The sequence below is a fragment of the Mycobacterium sp. 852002-53434_SCH5985345 genome, from assembly GCF_001667155.1.
In the GTDB taxonomy this organism is placed as follows: domain Bacteria; phylum Actinomycetota; class Actinomycetes; order Mycobacteriales; family Mycobacteriaceae; genus Mycobacterium.
Genome location: NZ_LZIE01000063.1, coordinates 22986 through 40389, shown reverse-complemented (window position 1 = coordinate 40389; position 17404 = coordinate 22986). Strand labels below are relative to the sequence as shown.

At 67.6% G+C, this 17404-nt stretch carries 16 protein-coding genes; 10 read left to right on the top strand and 6 right to left on the bottom strand.

All coding sequences use genetic code 11. The features are described from left to right. Window positions 1-13: 13 nt before the first annotated feature. Window positions 14-901 carry an SDR family NAD(P)-dependent oxidoreductase gene (locus A5756_RS15290; protein WP_066953677.1) on the bottom strand — a complete coding sequence of 296 codons (888 nt, stop codon included), beginning with the start codon at window positions 899-901 and terminating at the stop codon, window positions 14-16. Continuing rightward, window positions 898-2829 carry an NAD(P)/FAD-dependent oxidoreductase gene (locus A5756_RS15285; RefSeq protein ID WP_066953676.1) on the bottom strand — a complete coding sequence of 644 codons (1932 nt, stop codon included), beginning with the start codon at window positions 2827-2829 and terminating at the stop codon, window positions 898-900. Before A5756_RS15285 ends, A5756_RS15290 begins: the two co-directional genes overlap by 4 nt. A gap of 102 nt (window positions 2830-2931) precedes the next feature. Here A5756_RS15285 and A5756_RS15280 point away from each other — a divergent pair, with 102 nt between their 5' ends. The 7 genes from A5756_RS15280 (at window position 2932) to A5756_RS15250 (ending at window position 10228) form a co-directional block, all read left to right on the top strand. Further along, on the top strand, window positions 2932-4518 hold the full coding sequence (locus A5756_RS15280; RefSeq protein WP_066953675.1) for an acyl-CoA synthetase: 1587 nt from the start codon (window positions 2932-2934) through the stop codon (window positions 4516-4518). Window positions 4519-4543: 25 nt separating this feature from the next. Beyond that, window positions 4544-5683: an acyl-CoA dehydrogenase family protein gene (locus A5756_RS15275; RefSeq protein ID WP_066953944.1), complete on the top strand. Its 1140-nt coding sequence runs from the start codon at window positions 4544-4546 to the stop codon at window positions 5681-5683. Then, the gene (locus A5756_RS15270; protein WP_066953674.1) at window positions 5680-6705 is read left to right on the top strand and encodes an acyl-CoA dehydrogenase family protein; all 1026 of its coding nucleotides are present in this window, start codon (window positions 5680-5682) and stop codon (window positions 6703-6705) included. Before A5756_RS15275 ends, A5756_RS15270 begins: the two co-directional genes overlap by 4 nt. 70 nt (window positions 6706-6775) lie before the next feature. Further along, window positions 6776-7255, top strand: a complete 480-nt coding sequence (locus A5756_RS15265; RefSeq protein WP_066953673.1) for a nuclear transport factor 2 family protein — start codon at window positions 6776-6778, stop codon at window positions 7253-7255. Further along, the gene (locus tag A5756_RS15260; RefSeq protein ID WP_066953672.1) at window positions 7252-8121 is read left to right on the top strand and encodes an SDR family NAD(P)-dependent oxidoreductase; all 870 of its coding nucleotides are present in this window, start codon (window positions 7252-7254) and stop codon (window positions 8119-8121) included. Before A5756_RS15265 ends, A5756_RS15260 begins: the two co-directional genes overlap by 4 nt. 67 nt (window positions 8122-8188) lie before the next feature. Further along, window positions 8189-9079 (top strand): alpha/beta hydrolase, encoded by an 891-nt coding sequence (locus A5756_RS15255; RefSeq protein WP_082948211.1) that lies wholly within the window; start codon window positions 8189-8191, stop codon window positions 9077-9079. Between the two features lie 72 nt (window positions 9080-9151). Continuing rightward, window positions 9152-10228 carry a hypothetical protein gene (locus A5756_RS15250; protein WP_066953670.1) on the top strand — a complete coding sequence of 359 codons (1077 nt, stop codon included), beginning with the start codon at window positions 9152-9154 and terminating at the stop codon, window positions 10226-10228. Between the two features lie 85 nt (window positions 10229-10313). Here A5756_RS15250 and A5756_RS15245 read toward each other — a convergent pair whose 3' ends face one another. Both A5756_RS15245 and A5756_RS15240 read right to left on the bottom strand, forming a co-directional pair. Further along, entirely contained in the window at window positions 10314-10604 is a 291-nt protein-coding gene (locus tag A5756_RS15245; protein ID WP_066953938.1) for a ferredoxin, read from the bottom strand. A gap of 4 nt (window positions 10605-10608) precedes the next feature. After that, the gene (locus A5756_RS15240) at window positions 10609-11739 is read right to left on the bottom strand and encodes a Rieske 2Fe-2S domain-containing protein (protein WP_066953668.1); all 1131 of its coding nucleotides are present in this window, start codon (window positions 11737-11739) and stop codon (window positions 10609-10611) included. A gap of 102 nt (window positions 11740-11841) precedes the next feature. Here A5756_RS15240 and A5756_RS15235 point away from each other — a divergent pair, with 102 nt between their 5' ends. After that, window positions 11842-13554 (top strand): 3-ketosteroid-delta-1-dehydrogenase, encoded by a 1713-nt coding sequence (locus tag A5756_RS15235; RefSeq protein WP_156659550.1) that lies wholly within the window; start codon window positions 11842-11844, stop codon window positions 13552-13554. 52 nt (window positions 13555-13606) lie between these two features. Here the strand turns inward: A5756_RS15235 and A5756_RS15230 are convergent, their stop codons facing one another. Further along, a complete protein-coding gene (locus tag A5756_RS15230) occupies window positions 13607-14290 on the bottom strand; it encodes a PadR family transcriptional regulator (protein ID WP_066953666.1) in 684 nt (227 codons plus the stop codon). A 134-nt stretch (window positions 14291-14424) separates the two neighbouring features. Between A5756_RS15230 and A5756_RS15225 the strand changes: the two genes are divergently transcribed. Beyond that, the gene (locus A5756_RS15225; RefSeq protein WP_066953664.1) at window positions 14425-15357 is read left to right on the top strand and encodes a TIGR03619 family F420-dependent LLM class oxidoreductase; all 933 of its coding nucleotides are present in this window, start codon (window positions 14425-14427) and stop codon (window positions 15355-15357) included. Here A5756_RS15225 and A5756_RS15220 read toward each other — a convergent pair. Further along, window positions 15350-16195: a hypothetical protein gene (locus tag A5756_RS15220; protein ID WP_369817359.1), complete on the bottom strand. Its 846-nt coding sequence runs from the start codon at window positions 16193-16195 to the stop codon at window positions 15350-15352. The genes A5756_RS15225 and A5756_RS15220 overlap by 8 nt on opposite strands. Before the next feature lie 83 nt (window positions 16196-16278). Here A5756_RS15220 and A5756_RS15215 point away from each other — a divergent pair, with 83 nt between their 5' ends. Next, window positions 16279-17403, top strand: a complete 1125-nt coding sequence (locus tag A5756_RS15215; RefSeq protein ID WP_066953662.1) for an FAD-dependent oxidoreductase — start codon at window positions 16279-16281, stop codon at window positions 17401-17403. The last annotated feature ends 1 nt before the right edge of the window (window position 17404 follow it).

Here is a 17404-nt window from a genome sequence, read left to right as displayed (position 1 = left end):
TGGACGCGGCGAGCTAAAGCCCCGCGTCCCGGATATTAGGGTTGGCCGTCGGAGGTGGCGGCAGCGGCGGCAGTACCGCGGTTCCATCCAGGCTGTGCACCGGTAGGTGCTGCGACCACGGAAAGTGCAGGCTGAACGCGACGAGCCCGGTGCGCTCAGCGGCGGGCAGGTGACACATCGCCAGCACAGTCTCGGCGAGGTATTCCACCGGCTCGGTCGGGAAGCCATTCGGAATGAGCTGGGCCGCACCGGGAGTGCGAACGGCCGTCGACGGGCCTACGCAGTTCACCGCGATGTTGGCATCGAGTAATTCGGCGGCGACGCCCTGGGTGAAGCGATGCAGCGCGGCCTTGCAGGACGCGTAGATCACGTCGCCCGCGGTCTTGTTGTAGTCGCGATACGGCCGTACCGGTGCGACCCCGGTCACCGAGCCGATGTTGACGATCCAGCCCGCTCCCTGCTTGCGCATCTGCGCCACAGCCGCTTTCGTCAAGACGAACGGCGTGCGCAGGTAGTGTTCCACCGTGCGGTCGAACGTATCCAGGCTCATGTCCTGGACCAGGGAGTAGTCCGCGAAACCCGCGTTGTTGACCAGGATGTCGATGCGGCCGGTGCGATCGAGCACCGCGTCGATCAGCCCGTCGCGCTGCGCGGCATCCTCGAGATCCGCCGCGACGGCGAATGCCTGCCCGCCGGCGGCCTCGATCAACCCGACCGTCTCGCCGACGGTGCCGGGAAGCGTGCTGGCCGCCCCGCCGCGGACGGACGCCGACGCGGCGTGCGAGCGGGCCGTGACTGCCACGGTGGCGCCTTCCGCAGCCAAGCGCCGGGCGATCGCCCGGCCGATCCCGCGGCTGCTGCCGGTGACCAAAGCCGTCCTCCCGGAGAGCAACTCGCTCATCGCAACTCGAAATCGCCCTCGACCGGTGCACGGTGATCACGCCATACGTCGAGCAGCCTGTATGGGAAGGCCGTCACGATCCGTCCGCCGCCCGAACGGTAGTACGTGTGCGCGGACGGGGTGTGGCACCACACCGTGCCCTGCATGGTCGCGTCGATGTCGGCGACGTAGTCGTCGTATGCGCGCTGCGTGACTTCGATCGTCGACGCCGCTCGCAGCGCCATGAGCTGCAGGCATTCCATGACGTAGTGCACCATCACCTCGACGCCGAAATTGTGGCCCGCGCCGTGTCCCGGGCTGTAATTGGGCGCCGACGAGATGAACAAGTTCGGGAACCCGGGGACGGTCCCACCGCGGTACGCCCGCGGTCGGTTGCCCCACTCGTCGGCCAGCTTCTTGCCGTCTCGCCCTTGAATGTCCATGGTCGACAGGAAATCCAGATGGTAACCGGTCGCGTAGACGATGACGTCCAGGTCGATCTGCCGGCCGTCGGACGTCACGATGCCCGCCTCGTTGACTCGGGCCGGCTCGCTCGGTTCGACGTCGACGTGCTCGCGGGCCAGCGCCGCATAGTATCCGCCGGGATCGCGGATGATCCGCTTGCCGTACGGCGCGAAGTCCGGCGTGACCTTCCGCGCCAGTTCGCTGCCGGCGCCGAAGACGTCGTCGATGTACTTCAGGCACATCTGCAGCAGCGCGTCGTTGGCCGGCGAAATGGACAGATGGCCACGCGCCCATTCGGCGTCGTACAAGATCACCGGGTAGTTGTTGTCGGCGGTTCCCCAATAGGATTTGAGCCGAATCCAATTGGCGTAGAACGGTAATCGGGTACCCAGCCATCGCTGATAGTCGGGCACGTCATCGGTGAGCCGCCGCCGCGGCGCCACCCAGTGCGGCTGGCGCTGGAACACCGTCAGGTGCGACACCTGGTCGACGCACGCGTCGACGATCTGCACCGCTGTGCACCCCGCACCGATGATGGCGACCCGCTTGCCGGTCAGATCCAGACCAGGGTCCCACCGCGCCGAATGGACTTCGACTCCCGAGAAAGTCCCCCGTCCATCCAGTTGCGGCCAGCGGGGCCGGTTCAGGTAGCCGGCGGCCGGGATCACCACATTGGCGTAACTGATCTCACGGGCGCCGCCGGGGCCCAGCGCACGGATCTGCCACTGACGGCGCTCGTCGTCCCAGCGGAGGGCTTCGACTTCGGTACCGAAGCGGGTGCGTTGCCGCAGTTCGTATTTGTCGGCCACCGACACGAGATAGGACTGATACTCCGCCCCCATCGGGTAATAACTCGACCAGTCGCCGTTGATGTCGCGCGACAACGAGTAATACGCCGAAGGGGTGTCCACACCGATTCCGGGATAGGTTGTGGTGTACCAGGTCCCGCCTACCTCGTCGTGACGGTCGAAGATCTGGTAGTCCACGCCGGCGTCGGCCAACTCCAATGCGGCGGTCAATCCCGCGATACCGGCGCCGATGATCGCCACCCGGAAGTCGTCGGGGAGCTTCGCGGTGCGTGGCAACACCGGCTGCGGCGGCTGGAATCCGCCCTGCTCCAACAGCAGCGGGATGTACTCGGGGTCGATCGTCCCGCCGAGTGCGACCGGCGCGATGCGCGCGAACAGGTCGGGGTCGTCGGCACGGGCGGCGTGACGAGACCGGGGTATCTGCAGCGCGCTGACCACGGCCTCGACGATGGCCGCCCTCGTCACCGGATCGGTAGCGCCCGCCTGCTCCGGCGGGTCGGGCACGTGGGTGATCTTCGGCGCGAAGCGGTCGACCACCCCGGCGTCACCGGTGAGTTGCGCCAGCACCGCGACGAGCACGCCGGGGTCGGCCCGGGCCAGGTTGGCCCGCAGTTCGTCGCGATCATCGCCCACCCGCCCGGTGCGGTCGGCCCTCGCGGTTGCGCCAGTGCTCATGACGCCGAGTATCGCCGCCGCCCACCGCTACCGGGCGGCCCTTGTCTACTCAGCGGGACACCGGCGACAAGCCGTCGAGTATCGGCGCCTACGGTGGCGCGCATGCAGTCGGGCGACCTTGACGTCACCATCACGCGCGCGCGCAGCCACGCGCTCGGCGATATCCCCCGCCGGCCGGCGCGCAGGCACCCGGACAAGATCGCGATTGTCGACGGTGACGTCGTGCTGAGTTTCGCCGAGCTCGAGAACCTGGTGGACCGTGCGGCCGCGGCCTTGGCCGACAACGGTTTCAGAGCCGGCGACCGGCTGGCGCTCTTGTCCCACAACTGCTGGCAATACGCCGTACTGGTATTCGCCACCGCGCGGGCGGGGGTTGTCCTCGTCCCGGTCAACTTCATGCTCACCGCCGAGGAGGTCTCCTACATCCTCGGCCATAGTGGCGCACGAGGATTCATCGTCGAAGCGGCCTTGACCCCCACCGCTGACCGGGCCATGCGACTGGGTGGATCGGTGGCTACGAAGGCGGTGCTGTTGCCGCCCGGGCAGTCCGCCGCGCGTGGCTGGCCCGACTTCGCCGAGTGGCTGAGCACCACCTCGACGGCCCCACGCCCCCACATCGACGACGACCAACTGGTGCGCCTGATGTACACCAGCGGCACCGAATCGCGACCCAAGGGCGCCATGCACACCAGCCGAAGCCTGATGTGGAACTACATCAGCACGATCCTGGCCGGCGACAAGTCCGCCGACGATGTCGAGATCCATTCCCTGCCGCTCTACCACTGCGCACAGCTCGACAACTTCCTGGCCACCGATGTCTATCTCGGCGCCACCAGCATCATCCTGCCGCGGCCGGATCCCGAACTCGTCCTGCGCACTATCGAGCGCTACGCCGTCACCAACTATTTCGCCCCACCGACGGTCTGGATCTCGTTGCTGCGATCACCCGTCTTCGACACCGTCGACCTGTCCAGCCTGCGCAAAGGGTATTACGGCGCCTCGGCGATGCCGGTTGAGATCCTCAGCGAGATTCGGGAGCGCCTGCCGCGCCTGAGGTTGTGGAACTTCTACGGCCAGACCGAAATGGCGCCGCTGGCCTCCGCGCTCGCCCCCGACGAACAGGACGCACACGCAGGTTCGGCGGGGCGTCCGGTCGCCAACGTGGAGACGGCGATCCTGGATGACAACGGCGCCCCGCTTGCCGCGGGCGTCGTCGGTGAAATCGCCCACCGCAGCCCGCATTTGATGCTGGGCTACCTGGACGACCCGCAGAAGACAGCCGAGGCCTTCCGGGGCGGCTGGTTCCACTCCGGCGACCTCGGCTACTACGACGAGAACGGGCTGCTGCATGTCGTGGACCGCAAGAAGGACATGATCAAGACCGGCGGGGAAAACGTCGCAAGCCGGGAAGTCGAAGAAGTCATCTACCGCCACAGCGGCGTCGAAGAAGCCGCCGTGTTCGGGCTGGCCCACCCCGTTTGGGTCGAGGCCGTCGTCGCCGCGGTGGTGCTGCGCGACGGCGTCAACCTCGCCGAGGGCGACATACTCGCGCACTGCCGCGCGCACCTGGCGGGGTTCAAGACGCCCAAGCGAATTTTCTTCGTCGATTCGCTACCGAAGAACCCCAGCGGCAAGCTGTTGAAACGGATGCTGCGCGAGCGATTCAGCTCGGGATCAGCTGAGCGGTGAAACGCACAGGGTGGAAGATACGGTGATGGCGTTCACCCGGTTGGTGCCCCCTAACTCGATCGACCCGGTGTCGACGCAGGGCCTTCGCGACGAGGTGCGGCAGTTCCTCGACGACCAGCGGGCGGCCGGGGCGTTCACCCCGTCGGTGGACGCCTGGCTGTCGGGATGGGACGAGAACTTCACCGCCGCGCTCGCGGCGCGCGGCTGGTTGGGAATGACGGTGCCCGTCGAATACGGCGGCCACGGGCGTTCGTTCCTGGAGCGGTTCGCCGTCACCGAGGAGTTGCTCGCCGCCGGCGCCCCCGTCGCCGCGCACTGGATCGCCGACCGGCAGATCGTGCCGTCGTTGCTGAAATACGGCACGGAGTCGCAAAAGCTGAGTTTCCTGCCGCGGATCGTGCGCGGCGAGTGCTTCTTCGCGATCGGCATGAGCGAACCGGAGTCCGGCTCCGACCTGGCCGGCGTGCGCACCAGGGCGCGGCGCGTCGACGGAGGCTGGTCGCTGACCGGCACCAAGGTTTGGACGTCGGGCGCACACCTCGCGCACGCGTTCATCGTGCTCGCCCGCACAACGCCACCGGATCCAGAGCACCGGCATGCCGGGTTGAGCCAATTCATCGTCGACCTGCGCGGGCCCGGCGTCGAAGTGCGCCCGATCGTCTCGATGAACGGCGCCCACCACTTCAACGAGGTGATACTCGATGAGGCGTTCGTCCCCGACGACATGGTGTTCGGCGCAATCGGCGACGGCTGGCGGCAGGTGACTTCCGAGCTGAGCTTCGAGCGCAGCGGACCCGAGCGGTACCTGTCGACCTTCGTCCTGCTGGCCGCCTGCGCCGACCGGATGGCGGCGAACGCCATTCCCCGCAACGCGGATCTGGGGAGGCTCGTTGCGCGGGTCACCGGCCTGCACCACATGTCCACCGCGGTGGCCGGCGCGTTGGAACGGCGCGAGCCGGCCGACATCCCCGCCGCCCTGGTAAAGGTGCTCGGCACCAGCACCGAAGGCGACATCGCCGAGTTTGCCGACCTGCAGGACTCCCCCGATCGGATCTTCGCGGACTTGGTGCGTGCCGCCGTGGACCAGCGGCCCGGGTTTACCCTGCGCGGCGGCACCAACGAGGTGCTTCGCGGAGTCATCGCCCGCGGATTGGGGCTGCGGTGAGCGCCCGGCCGTCCGTCGACGAAGCGTTGGCCGACATGATGGGTGCCGTCTTTGCCGGTCACCGCGAAAAGCTCGCGGGCGCAACGCTCGTCGAGCGGGGCTCTGATCTGTGGCGCCAGCTCGCCGAACTCGGTCTTCTGCGCCTCACCGGTGCGGTCGAGCACGGCGGCAGCGGGGCCGGGTGGTACGAGGCGGCCGAACTCCTGAAGGCGTCGGTGCGCAGCGGTATCCGGATCCCACTGGCGGAGCACGACTTGTTGGCATGCTGGCTCCTGGAGGCCAACGGGTCGGCCGCCGACGGCGCGGCGCGGACGGTCTGCGTCGTCGACACGCACGGCGTCGCGACGGAGGTGCCGTGGGCGAGCATGGCCGAACGGGTAGTGGTCGTATGGCGCGCCGACGGACAATATCGCGTCACCGACGTTGCCCCCGAAAGGCTCAGCATCACCCCCGGCGTCAATCTGATCGGTGAGCCACGCGACACCGTGGCTGCCGAGCTCTCCGGCTTACAGGGAAAAACAATCGGCCCGACCCTTCTGCGCCAGCTGCGGCTGAAGTCAGGGTTGGTGCGGGCGATCCAGGTGTGCGCCGCCCTCGACGAGATACTGCAGCTGTGCATCGAGCACGTCAGCTCGCGAACCCAGTTCGGGCGCCCGCTGTCGAAATTCCAGGGCGTTCAGCACCTGGTCTCCGACATTGCCGCCGAGGCCGCGCTCGCCAGGGCCGCAACCGAGGCGGCGTTGACGGCCGGCGTCACGGCGGAGTGGTCGAGCCCGACGCTGGAATTCCTTGTGGCCGCGGCGCGTTCGTGTGCGGGCTACGCGGCATCCGTGGTGGTCAGAAACGCCCACCAAGTGCACGGCGCCATCGGCACCACCCGTGAGCACCGCCTGCATGAATTCACCAGGGCTGCGCTCGCGTGGCGATCGGAGTTCGGTTCGATGCGTTACTGGGACGACGTCGTCACCGACGCCGCAATGCACGCGAGCGCCGGGGGCTTGTGGAGCCTCATTACCGAGTGACACGGACGGTGTTCCACTGATCGGGCGGTCGCGGTGCCGCCGCGGTCACAATGGGGTTTGATTCGATGCCATGAACAACGACGTCACGCTGTCGGAACTGCAGGAGTTCATCGGCGAGTTCTGGTACCACTACGACGAGGCCCACTACGACGAGCTTGCGGTTAGATACGCCCATGACGTGCGCTACGTGACTAGAAGCGATTCGGGCGCAAGCCCTTTCGAGGAACTGATGTCGCCCGAACTCAACGGCCGCGATGCGGTGATGGACTGGCTGTCCGAGCACCGCAAGCAGAGCCCGTACCCACTGCGACACCACGCCACCAACATCCACCGCACCGGGACCGACGGTGCGATCACCCGGGCGCGGTTCTACATCCTCGTCAACCAGATCGCCAACTTCGTGCCGTTCGCGGTGTCCAGCGGGGTCGTCAACGTCGGCGTGCGGCGCGGCGCAGACGGACTGCAATTCACGGAGATGGACGTGGTTCTGGATGCGACGAACTCGGTCCTGCTGGCCGACCTGCATGCCGACAGCACCGCACCGTCATGACCGCCGGCGACGCATTCTCCGGCGGCGTCGCCGTCATCACCGGGGCTGGATCAGGGATCGGTGCCGGTTTGGCGCGGCACGCCCACCGGTTGGGCATGACCGTGGTGCTCGCCGACATCGACGCCGACGGGATCGCAGCGCTGCGCGGCGAACTGCGCGCGGCCGGCGGCACGGCCGTCGACATCGTCTGCGACGTGCGTGATCCCGAGGCGGTGCAGGACCTCGCGGACCGGGTTTATCGGGATTTCGGCGCGGTGCGGCTGCTGGTGAACAACGCGGGGATCGAACAGTTCGGCTATCTGTGGGACACGCCGGTGACGAGTTGGCAGCGCGTCGTCGACGTCAACATCAGCGGAGTCTTCTACGGCGTGCGGGCATTTCTGCCGAAAATGATGTCCGTCGACGAGCAGGCGTGGGTGTGGAACGTTGCGTCGGTCGGCGCCGTCGTGGCAATGCCGTTGCAGACGCCTTACATCGTGAGCAAGCACGCCGTGCTCTCGATGACCGAATGCCTCTGCACCGAGGTTCAATTGGCGGGACACGACCACCACATACATGTGCAGGCGGTGTTGCCCGGACCGGTGGTGTCGAACATCTTCGAATCCGCGGGCGGCGTCGATGCCACGGAGGCCGCCGATGTCGGCGCCGCCGAGACGCATCGCGCGGCCATGCTGGACATCAAAGCGGTGGGGATGGACCCATTGGCGGCCGCCGAGACGCTGTTCCAACAGGCCGCCGAGGACCGATTCTACCTGCTCACCCATCCCCAAGTCGGGGCGGCGATGGCGGAGCGCGCGGAAGTGCTTGCCACGCAACGACCCCCGGCACTGCGCACGGAACGCCGGTTCGGTGCCGACCAGCTCTGAGGCGGGGACCTGCGGACTGGACCCCGATGCCGCCGCTCGCATCGCTTCGTTCGGTGACATCCCACCGATGCGCCAGCGCGGGCTCGCGGCGGTGCGCGCCGCGCTCGAATCCGCGCCACCGCCCGAGTCGATGGCCGAGATGGCCGCCGTCACGGAAGAAGCCATTCCCGGTCCCGCCGGCGACCTCCCGGCACGGGTCTACCGTCCCGACACCGGGAGCGCCGGACCCGTGCTGGTGTATTTGCACGGCGGCGGGCTCGTGATGGGGTCGAACCGCTCGTTCGAGCCCCTGGCCCGTGAGCTGGCTGCGGCGTCGGCGGCCACCGTCGTAGCGGTCGACTACCGCCTGGCCCCGGAGTGGCCGCCGCCCGCGCAGTTCGACGATGCGTACGCCGCGACGCAATGGGTGTCACGGAACGCCCGCCATCTCCGGGTCGACCCCGAAAGACTCGGGGTGATCGGCGACAGCGCCGGTGGCGCACTGGCGGCCGGCGTCGCGCTCGCCGCCCGTGATCGCGGCGGGCCGCCGATCCGAACGCAGGTGCTGCTTTATCCAGGCCTGGACCGCGACATGACGGCTCCGTCCGTCACCTCCTTGGCCGACGCCCCGATGCTCACCCGCGATGACATCGACTACATGCACTCCCTGGTCGACGGGGATGCGGGTGCGCCCAGCAGCCCATACCTGGTTCCCGCATACGCATCCGAGCTCGCCGGGCTCCCTCCGGCCATCGTCGTCACCGCGGAGTGCGACCCGATCCGGGATTGGGGTGAGCGGTATGCGAATCGGCTGCGGGACGCCGGCGTGCAGACCACCCTGACCCGTTATCCCGGGATGTGCCACGGATTTCTGATGCGTTCCGATGCCACGGCGCGGGGCCGGCTGGCCATCGCCGAGATCGGCGCGCTACTACGGGCCAAGTTCGGCCATCCGGTCGAAGTTTTGACGTCCCGGTGACCGGGTCACCGCCGCGCGCATCGCCACCACGCCGCCCACAATCAGACCACGAACTTCCAGAGGAGACAGCTGATGCTCACCGACGACCGGCGGATGGAGCTTTCCGACGTGTTACGGCCGGCCGCGCCGCCGCGCGAGATCGACAACGTCTATACCGACGATCAGCGCGAACGCCTGCTCGACGTGGTACGCACCGAAGGGCCGTGGCGGTTGATCATCGCGCAACACTTCGCGTCACCCGATGAGCTGATCGCCACCATGAGCGGCCTTTTCCCAGAAGGCTTCACCCCATCGCTCGACCTGTTCCTGACCCCGACCTTCCGCGGCTACCTCGCCAATTACGGTGCGGTGCTCTACCCCGAGCTGTACGACTGCTTTTACAACGCGCGGTTCCTCGAGATGGCTAAAAGCTACTGGAACGCCCAGTACGCCAAGCCGCAGCTGATGCTCTTCAACATCAACGGGCCCTGTGCCAACCGCGACCCGGGACATCTGGACTCGCCGAGCTTTCGCGGCGTGCGTCATGAGAACGCGCCGACCTGGCTCACCAGCGTGATGGGCAAGTCCGGCCTGTTCGGCGAGTACCTGATCAAGATGGCGCAGGTGATCACTTGGTTCTCGCTCGATCCCGGGAGCGGATTCACCTACTGGCCCGACGGGCCGCTCAAGGCCCCCAAACGCGTGTTGCCGCCGATCAACAACCGTGGCGTGGTGGTGCAGAACGAAATGATGGTGCATCGCGGCGAAGCGAACGGACCACTCGAACAACAAGTTCCGGCCGGATTGTCGTTCGACACCGTCTTTTCCGGTGACCCCGGTGATCGGCATCAATGGTTGCTCAAGAACGGCGACGAGGTGATCGCCCGCCACCCCACCGGCCAACTGCGGTTCCTGGTGCACTGGTCCGCAGAGGTGTTCACCGACCATGACGAGCTGAAGAAGAACATGGAGGGCTCGCACGACCTGACGATCGAGAAGGCCATCGACATCATGGTCGACGACCTCAACGGCAGGGGCATCAAGCTCGACATTCCCAGTGAGCCATTGCACGACCCGGCGTTCATCGGCGCGCTCAACGCCGGCTATGACTTGGGCGGCCCCGCCGTCTACCCCGAAGAGGCGCCCATCAGCGCATTCCAGCTCGCATGACGGACCACCTCACCGCCGAACGTCGACCTGTCTGCACGGAAACTCCTTCACCGCCACCATAATTCGACGGCCGGCGGAATAAGGGTCAAACAGTTTCGTCGACGATCGCCAAACCGCCACGCCGTACGGCCTCGAGCATCGACCCCTGCAACGCCGAACACGCCAGGAACACGCCGCGACCGCCGGGCGTGGAAATCCTCTGTGCTTCGGCCCGCTCGACGCACCGGGCCGTCGCATCGGCGTTCCACTGCACGCTGGTCTGATTCCAGCTACTTTTGCGAGCCAGTACCTGCGCGCCGCACCTCCGGCACCAAACGGGGCACATCGGCATCTCGTCGAGGCGATTGTCCTGCCGGACAGGCGAATCGAGCGGCATCACACTAACCGGCACCCTGCGCGGCCATGTTGGCCTCGACCTCTTTCATCCACGCCTCGTAGGGCCGGGTGGTGTCGAGCTCGAACTCGAAGCGGTCCACCATGTCCGGTTGGACGTCGGCGGCGTCGACGTAGAACTGCTGATACCAGCGACGTAACTGGTAGACCGGCCCGTCCTCCTCGACCAGAAGCGGGTTGTCGATGCGCGCTTTGTGCCGCCAGATCTGCACGTCCTGCTCGAACCCGATCTTGACGAAGTCGCCCAGGCTGATCGCGGTCTTCAGCGCCTCATCGCCAGGCAACTTGTCCGACTTCTTGACGATGATGCCGTATTGCAGCACAAAGGAATTCGAGTCGATCGGATAGTGGCAGTTGATCAGGATCGTCTTGGCGTCGCCGTCGGTGTAGTGGTAGGTCAAGTCGTCGATCATGAACGACGGCCCATAGTAGGACGCCACCGACGTGGTCCCCAGCATCGTGGTCCCCTCGGGGCTACCGATGTCGGGTCGGCTCCCGCCGTTCATGTACTGGGTGGCCACCTGCCCCTCGAAGATGTTCTTGAAATAGGTGGGCAACGAGCCGTGGATGTAGAAGAAGTGGGCCATGTCCACCACGTTGTCGATGATCTCGCGACAGTTGCTGTGCACGACAGTGGTGTACCAGTGCCAGTCGGTCCACTCGTCGCTGGTGGCACCCTCGATGCGCGGGATCGTGACCTCCGCGGGCGGCGGTTTTCGTTCCGGGTCGTTCCACACGAACAACATCCCGTCCTGCTGCAGCGTGGTCCACGCCGCGGTGCGCGCCAACTTCGGCGTCCGCCGGCTGTAGGGCACCTGCTTGCACCGCCCGTCACCGCCCCAGCGCCAGTCGTGGAACGGGCAGGCGATCTCGTCGCCCTTGATTTCGCCCTGCGAGAGATCACCGCCCATGTGCCGGCAGAAGGCGTCAAGGACGTTGATGGTGCCGTTCGCGCTGCGGAAGACAACGAGCTTTTGTCCGAAGGCGTTGACGGCGTGCGGCTTCCCATCACCGAAACCCCGAGTCAGGCCCAGGCAGTGCCAGCCGCGGGCGAACCGCGTCGGAACGGCCTGCGCTTCAATCAGCCGAACTTCGTCGACCTCGGACTGCGTCGTCATAGGGATGATTAAACTCCCGTCGCTCCGTTTGCGGAGCCGCTTGTTCCCACTGATCAGGACGGCTCTTCCGTTGCCGGGCGGCCTGGGCATACGGTTTTGCGCGTGAACCCCCAGAGCGCGACGATCCCCGCCGGGCTACCCGTGGCCGATATGACGGTCGACCTGCTGGTGGTCGGGTCCGGGACCGGCATGGCCGCGGCACTGGCCGCCCACGAACTCGGGCTGTCGGTGCTGATCGTGGAGAAGTCGTCGTACGTGGGCGGGTCCACTGCCCGGTCGGGCGGCGCGTTGTGGCTACCCGTCAGTCCCATTCTGCGAGACGCCGGCGCCGGGGACTCCCCCGAGCGCGCCGTCGCGTATCTGGACTCGGTGGTGGCGGGTTCGGCCCCGCCACAGCGATCGGCCGAATTCGTGGCCCACGTCCCGGCGACGGTCGACATGCTGCGCCGAGCGACCCCGCTGCGGCTGTTCTGGGCCCGCGACTACTCCGACTACCACCCCGAGGAGCCGGGTGGCAGCGCGGCGGGCCGGACGTGCGAATGCCACCCGTTCGACACCTCGATCCTCGGCCGGTACCGCGCCCGCTTGCGCCCCGGCGTGCTCGAGGCCGGTGTCTCGATACCGACGACGGGCGCCGACTACCGGTGGATGAACCTCGTGGCCCGGGTGCCGCGCAAGGGCATCCCGACGTTCGGCAAGCGGGTGGCCCAGGGCTTCGGCGGGAGGCTGATCGGTCGGCGCTACGCAGCGGGCGGCCAGGGTCTGATGGCCGGGCTGTTCGCGGGGGTGCTGCGCGCCGGCATCCCGGTGTGGACCGACTGCCCGCTCGTCCGCCTGCAAGGCGACGGGCAGCGGGTGACTGGCGCGGTCGTCGACCATGACGGGCGCGAGGTGACGATCACCGCCCGGCGCGCAGTGGTGCTGGCAACGGGCGGTTTCGACCACAGCATGGACATGCGGTGGAAGTTCCAGTCCGAGTCGCTGGGCGCCAATCTGAGCCTGGGGGCCCAATCCAATACGGGCGACGGCATTCGCGCGGGGCAGGAATTCGGCGCCGATATCGCTTTGATGGATCAAGCCTGGTGGTTTCCCGCCATCGCGCCCCTGCCGGGCAAGGCGCCGGCGGTAATGCTGGCCGAACGTTCACTGCCCGGAAGCCTCATCGTCGACCAAAACGGCCACCGATTCGCCAACGAGTCCGCGGACTACATGTCGTTCGGCCAGCGGCTGCTCGAGCTGGAGCGGTCGGGCAGCCCCGTGGACGCGATGTGGATCGTGTTCGACCAGCAGTACCGCAACAGTTATGTCTTTGGCGCCGAACTGTTCCCGCGCATGCGCATCCCGCAAGCCTGGTACGACGCGGGCATCGCGGTGCGTGCGGACAACCTCGGCGAGCTGGGTGCCCGGATGAACGTGTCGGTGCCGGAATTCCGCGAGACGATGACGCGGTTCAACCAAAACGCCGCCGCCGGTGAGGATCCCGACTTCGGCCGGGGGCGCAGCGCCTACGACCGCTACTACGGCGACCCCACGATCAAGCCGAACCCCAATCTGCGCCCGTTGGTCAACGGCCCGTTCTACGCCGTGAAGATGGTGCTCAGCGACCTGGGCACGTGCGGCGGACTGAAGGCCGACCAGCGCGCACGGGTGCTCCGCGAGGATGGAAGCGTGATCGCCGGCCTGTACGCGATCGGCAACACCGCCGCCAACGCGTTCGGCACGACGTACCCGGGCGCGGGGGCGACGATCGCGCAGGGCCTGGTGTACGGCTTCATCGCGGCCCGCGATGCGGCGGCGCGGGACGCGACGCGCTAGCGGCGATCGCGAGGGCGGCGAGGCCGGGCGAAGCGGGTCGCCGCCATCAGGATCAGTCCGCTTTGCGTTTGGCCTCGACCTGCTTCTCGACCTCACGCCAGTAGCCGGGCATCGGGCGCGGCTGCCCGAAGCCCCCCTTCGCCGCCTTCTTCAGAATGGCGTCCGCCCCGTCGATGTCCTTCATCAGTTCGAGCGCGAATTCGCGCTCCGCGGCGTAGTACTTGGCCGCCCAGCGAAGCGCGATCACCGAATACGCCCATGCGGGTTGGGCCTCGGCGCCGTCGGCGTCCTCAACCGCCTTGCGGTGCCTGGCCTCGGCGTAGGCGACGTGTTCGGCGAGCAGCTCCTTGAGCCGGGCCGGGTTGCTGAGGTGACCAAACGTCACCCGCAGCAGGACGCTGTGCTTGAGCACCGGGGGGTCCACCGGGGCGTTGTTGGTCCAGTCGGTGACGGCGGCCATCCCGGCCGGCGTGATCCTGTAGAGCCGGCGGCTGCGCGGGCCCTCGTCGCGCTCAACGCGTGAGGTCACCAGGCCCAGCCCCTCGAGCTTCTTCAGCTCGGTGTAGATCTGGCTATACGACGGACTCCAGTAGTACAGATCGACGCTCCAGTCGATCCACTTTTTCAGGTCGTAGCCGGAGACCTCCTCCTCGTAGGACATCATGCCCAGCAGCGCCCAACTCGTGGCGGCAAGCGCCGCCTTCGACTGGCCGGTAGGGTCCGGTTCGGAGGCCACGGCGCAAGGTTAACAACCCGCGACGAGGATCTGTTTGACGCGGACCGCTGGGCGGGATGCAGTGTGGTGGGCGATGGTCGCAAGGGATACAGCCGGTCCCCGGGCATGCGTGATGGGCTTTGGAGGAAACCACCATGAAATTCGCGTTCCCCCTGCCCCACATGGTGCGCCTGCCGGCGATGACGCAACCCTGGGAGGCCGCGGTCACGGGGCCCGACCAGACCCGCATGGTCAAGTGCGCCGACCGGTGGGGCTACGACATGATCGCCGTCCCCGAACATCTCGTCATCCCCACCGAGCACGTCGAGCTGTCCGGGCCGCACTACCTGCACTCGACGGCCGCCCAGGCCTACATCGCCGGCGCGACCGACCGGGTCGCCGTCAATTCCTGCGTCACCATCCTGCCGTTGCACCAGCCGATCGCCCTGGCGAAGGCGCTGGCCACCGCGGACTGGATGAGCGGGGGCCGGATGATGGTTACGTTCGGGGTCGGCTGGCTGGCAAGGGAATTCGAGCTCCTCGGGGTGCCGTTCGGCGAAAGGGGACGCATCGCCGACGAATACCTGGCGGCCATCGTGGAGCTGTGGACCAGTGACACCCCGCGATTCGAGGGCCGCTACGTGTCGTTCGACGGCATCGCGTTCGAGCCGAAACCGGTTCAAAAGCCCCACCTTCCGATCTGGATCGGCGGAGACGCCGATGCCGCGCTGCGCAGGGCGGCCAGGTACGCGTCCGGCTGGTGGCCGTTCCTGACGCCACCCGAACAGATCGCCGACAGGCTCGACTACCTCAAATCCCAGCCGTGCTATGACGGCCGGCCGTTCGAGGTGATGTACGGGCTGAGCACGAACCGGGTCGGTGAGGGACACGTCGCACGCGACGACCCGGCCGGACGGCCCGGCATGAGCGCCGACGAGATCGTCGACCGGTTGGGCTGGCTCGCCGGCCAGGGCGTGACGGTCAGCGCCGTACCCATCCCCGCCGTCGGCGGCGTCGACGAATACCTCGACTACGCGCAGTGGGTGATCGAGGAGATCAAGCCCAAAGTGGCCGGACCGATCACCTGATCGTCAACCCGCGCTTGCGCACCCACCACACCGCGGTGGCCGTGCCGAAGACCCAGACGCCCACGGCTATCGCCAGGTGCACGAAGCTCTTGGTGTCGCGACCGAACACCGGCCAGATCATCGCGGGGAGCTTCGTCCAAAGCACCTTGTGCTCGACCCCGTTCATCGGGTCGGCAATGTAGTACAGCGCGTACGGAAGGGTCAGCACCGTCAGCCAGCTGCCCGTGCGGCGCCGGTTGCCGCGCTGCCGCCAGCGCCGGATCAGCGGCTCGACGCTGACCGGATGCAGCACCGAGATCAGGTTGCCGATCCCCAGCCAGGAAACGATGGGCACGGCGACGGTAGGGATCGTGATCCCCAGCCGCCCAGGCGTTTCCAGGCACAGCGTCAACGCCATGGCCGCCAGCAAGGTGGGCAGCCCGACGATCGCAAGCAGGGCGAGGTTCTTGATCAGCAGGATTCGCCAGAACGGCATGCCGTCGGACAGGCCCGCCAGGACGCGATAGTGATCGGCGCCGAACAGGTTGGTGGTGGTGACGTCGGCCAGCACCCACGATGAAAAGTAGGTGCCAATCAAAATCACCCAGTCGGTGTGGTGGCGGCCGATGGTCAGCGGCTGCACCAGTAGCCATGCCGCGGCGAAGATGATGTTGGCGACCACCCCCATCAGCCACGTGCGGGGCGCGGTGAACGCCCACCGGATCTCCGCGCACACCGCCGCCAGGCCCGGCTTCTCGAAGTCCTTGGCAGCCCGCCGGGCGGCGTCGGGCCGGGGCGCCGACGCGCGCACGGCGGCGCGCAACGCGGCACGCGCGCGCGGGTGCATCGGCCGCTGCATCTCGGTGGCGATCAACTCACGTGCTCCTGGCAATCGATCGATCAGCGCGTGGTCGAAAACTTCATGCCAGGCAGGATAGCGACATGAACCGCAAGCGTGTCGTCATTGCCGGGCTTGGAGACGCGGGTGTCCTGGCCGCGATCCGGCTGTCCGGGCACGCCGACGTCGTCGGCATCTCCGTCAAGCCCGCGCTGGTCAGCGGCCAGGAACTCGGCGTTCGGCTCTCGCGCCCGGACGATTGGGCCCGCGATTACTGGATTCCGTTCGACCGGTTCCGGCGCCTGGACCGGGTGCGGACGGTGCAGGCCCGGCTGACCAGCGTGGACCTGGCCGCCCGCACCGTCCTGGGCAAACGCGCCGACGGGGCGGAGCTCGCCGAGGAGTACGACGCGCTGATCATCGCGACCGGGGTCAGTAACGGCTTCTGGCGCCGGCCGACGCTGCAATCGGCGACGGAGGTCGGGGCGGAGCTGCGCGCCGCGCACGACCGGCTGGCGGCCGCCGGTTCCGTCGTCGTCGTGGGCGGCGGCGCGGCGGCGGTGAGCAGCGCGCTCAACATGGCCACCACGTGGCCGGACAAGCGGATCGACCTGTACTTCCCCGGATCGCGCGCCTTGGGTGAGTACCACCCACGAATTTGGGACCGGATTCGCGGCCGGCTCACCGCCCTGGGCGTGGGCATCCACCCCGGCCACCGCGCCGTCCTGCCCGACGCCTTCGCGGGCGACGAAATCACGGGTGACCCGGTGTCCTGGAGCACCGGACAACCCCCGGCCTACGCCGACGCCGTGCTGTGGGCGATCGGGCGGGTGCGCCCCAACACCGATTGGCTGCCGCGCGAGCTGCTGAACGAGGACCGGTTCGTACGCGTGACCCCAGAACTGCGCGTCCCGGGGCACCCGGCTGTCTTCGCGGTCGGCGACGTCGCGGCGACCGATCCGCTGCGGAGCTCGGCCCGCAACCGCGGAGATGCGTTCGTGGCCCGCAATGTCCGGGCCGAACTCAGCGGCGGGCGGCTCGAGACCTACCGTGCGCCGACGCGGCGGTGGGGTTCGCTGGTGGGTATCCAACCCGACGGGCTGGAAGTGTTTCTGCCCACCGGGCACGCGTTCCGATTTCCGTTGTGGTCGGTCGAGCGGGTGGTGATGCCGTGGATCGTGCGCTGGGGCATGTATCGCGGTGTGCGGGAGAACAATCCGCTCGGCTGAG

What these genes read in the sequence shown, in the direction of transcription:
- A5756_RS15225 (WP_066953664.1), top strand. Translation starts at nt 14,425, where the DNA reads ATGAAATTCGCGTTCCCCCTGCCCCACATGGTGCGCCTGCCGGCGATG.
- A5756_RS15220 (WP_369817359.1), bottom strand. Translation starts at nt 16,195, where the DNA reads ATGCAGCGGCCGATGCACCCGCGCGCGCGTGCCGCGTTGCGCGCCGCC.
- A5756_RS15240 (WP_066953668.1), bottom strand. Translation starts at nt 11,739, where the DNA reads ATGACGACGCAGTCCGAGGTCGACGAAGTTCGGCTGATTGAAGCGCAG.
- A5756_RS15260 (WP_066953672.1), top strand. Translation starts at nt 7,252, where the DNA reads ATGACCGCCGGCGACGCATTCTCCGGCGGCGTCGCCGTCATCACCGGG.
- A5756_RS15275 (WP_066953944.1), top strand. Translation starts at nt 4,544, where the DNA reads ATGGCGTTCACCCGGTTGGTGCCCCCTAACTCGATCGACCCGGTGTCG.
- A5756_RS15285 (WP_066953676.1), bottom strand. Translation starts at nt 2,829, where the DNA reads ATGAGCACTGGCGCAACCGCGAGGGCCGACCGCACCGGGCGGGTGGGC.
- A5756_RS15255 (WP_082948211.1), top strand. Translation starts at nt 8,189, where the DNA reads ATGCGCCAGCGCGGGCTCGCGGCGGTGCGCGCCGCGCTCGAATCCGCG.
- A5756_RS15265 (WP_066953673.1), top strand. Translation starts at nt 6,776, where the DNA reads ATGAACAACGACGTCACGCTGTCGGAACTGCAGGAGTTCATCGGCGAG.
- A5756_RS15280 (WP_066953675.1), top strand. Translation starts at nt 2,932, where the DNA reads ATGCAGTCGGGCGACCTTGACGTCACCATCACGCGCGCGCGCAGCCAC.
- A5756_RS15250 (WP_066953670.1), top strand. Translation starts at nt 9,152, where the DNA reads ATGCTCACCGACGACCGGCGGATGGAGCTTTCCGACGTGTTACGGCCG.
- A5756_RS15290 (WP_066953677.1), bottom strand. Translation starts at nt 901, where the DNA reads ATGAGCGAGTTGCTCTCCGGGAGGACGGCTTTGGTCACCGGCAGCAGC.
- A5756_RS15245 (WP_066953938.1), bottom strand. Translation starts at nt 10,604, where the DNA reads ATGCCGCTCGATTCGCCTGTCCGGCAGGACAATCGCCTCGACGAGATG.
- A5756_RS15215 (WP_066953662.1), top strand. Translation starts at nt 16,279, where the DNA reads ATGAACCGCAAGCGTGTCGTCATTGCCGGGCTTGGAGACGCGGGTGTC.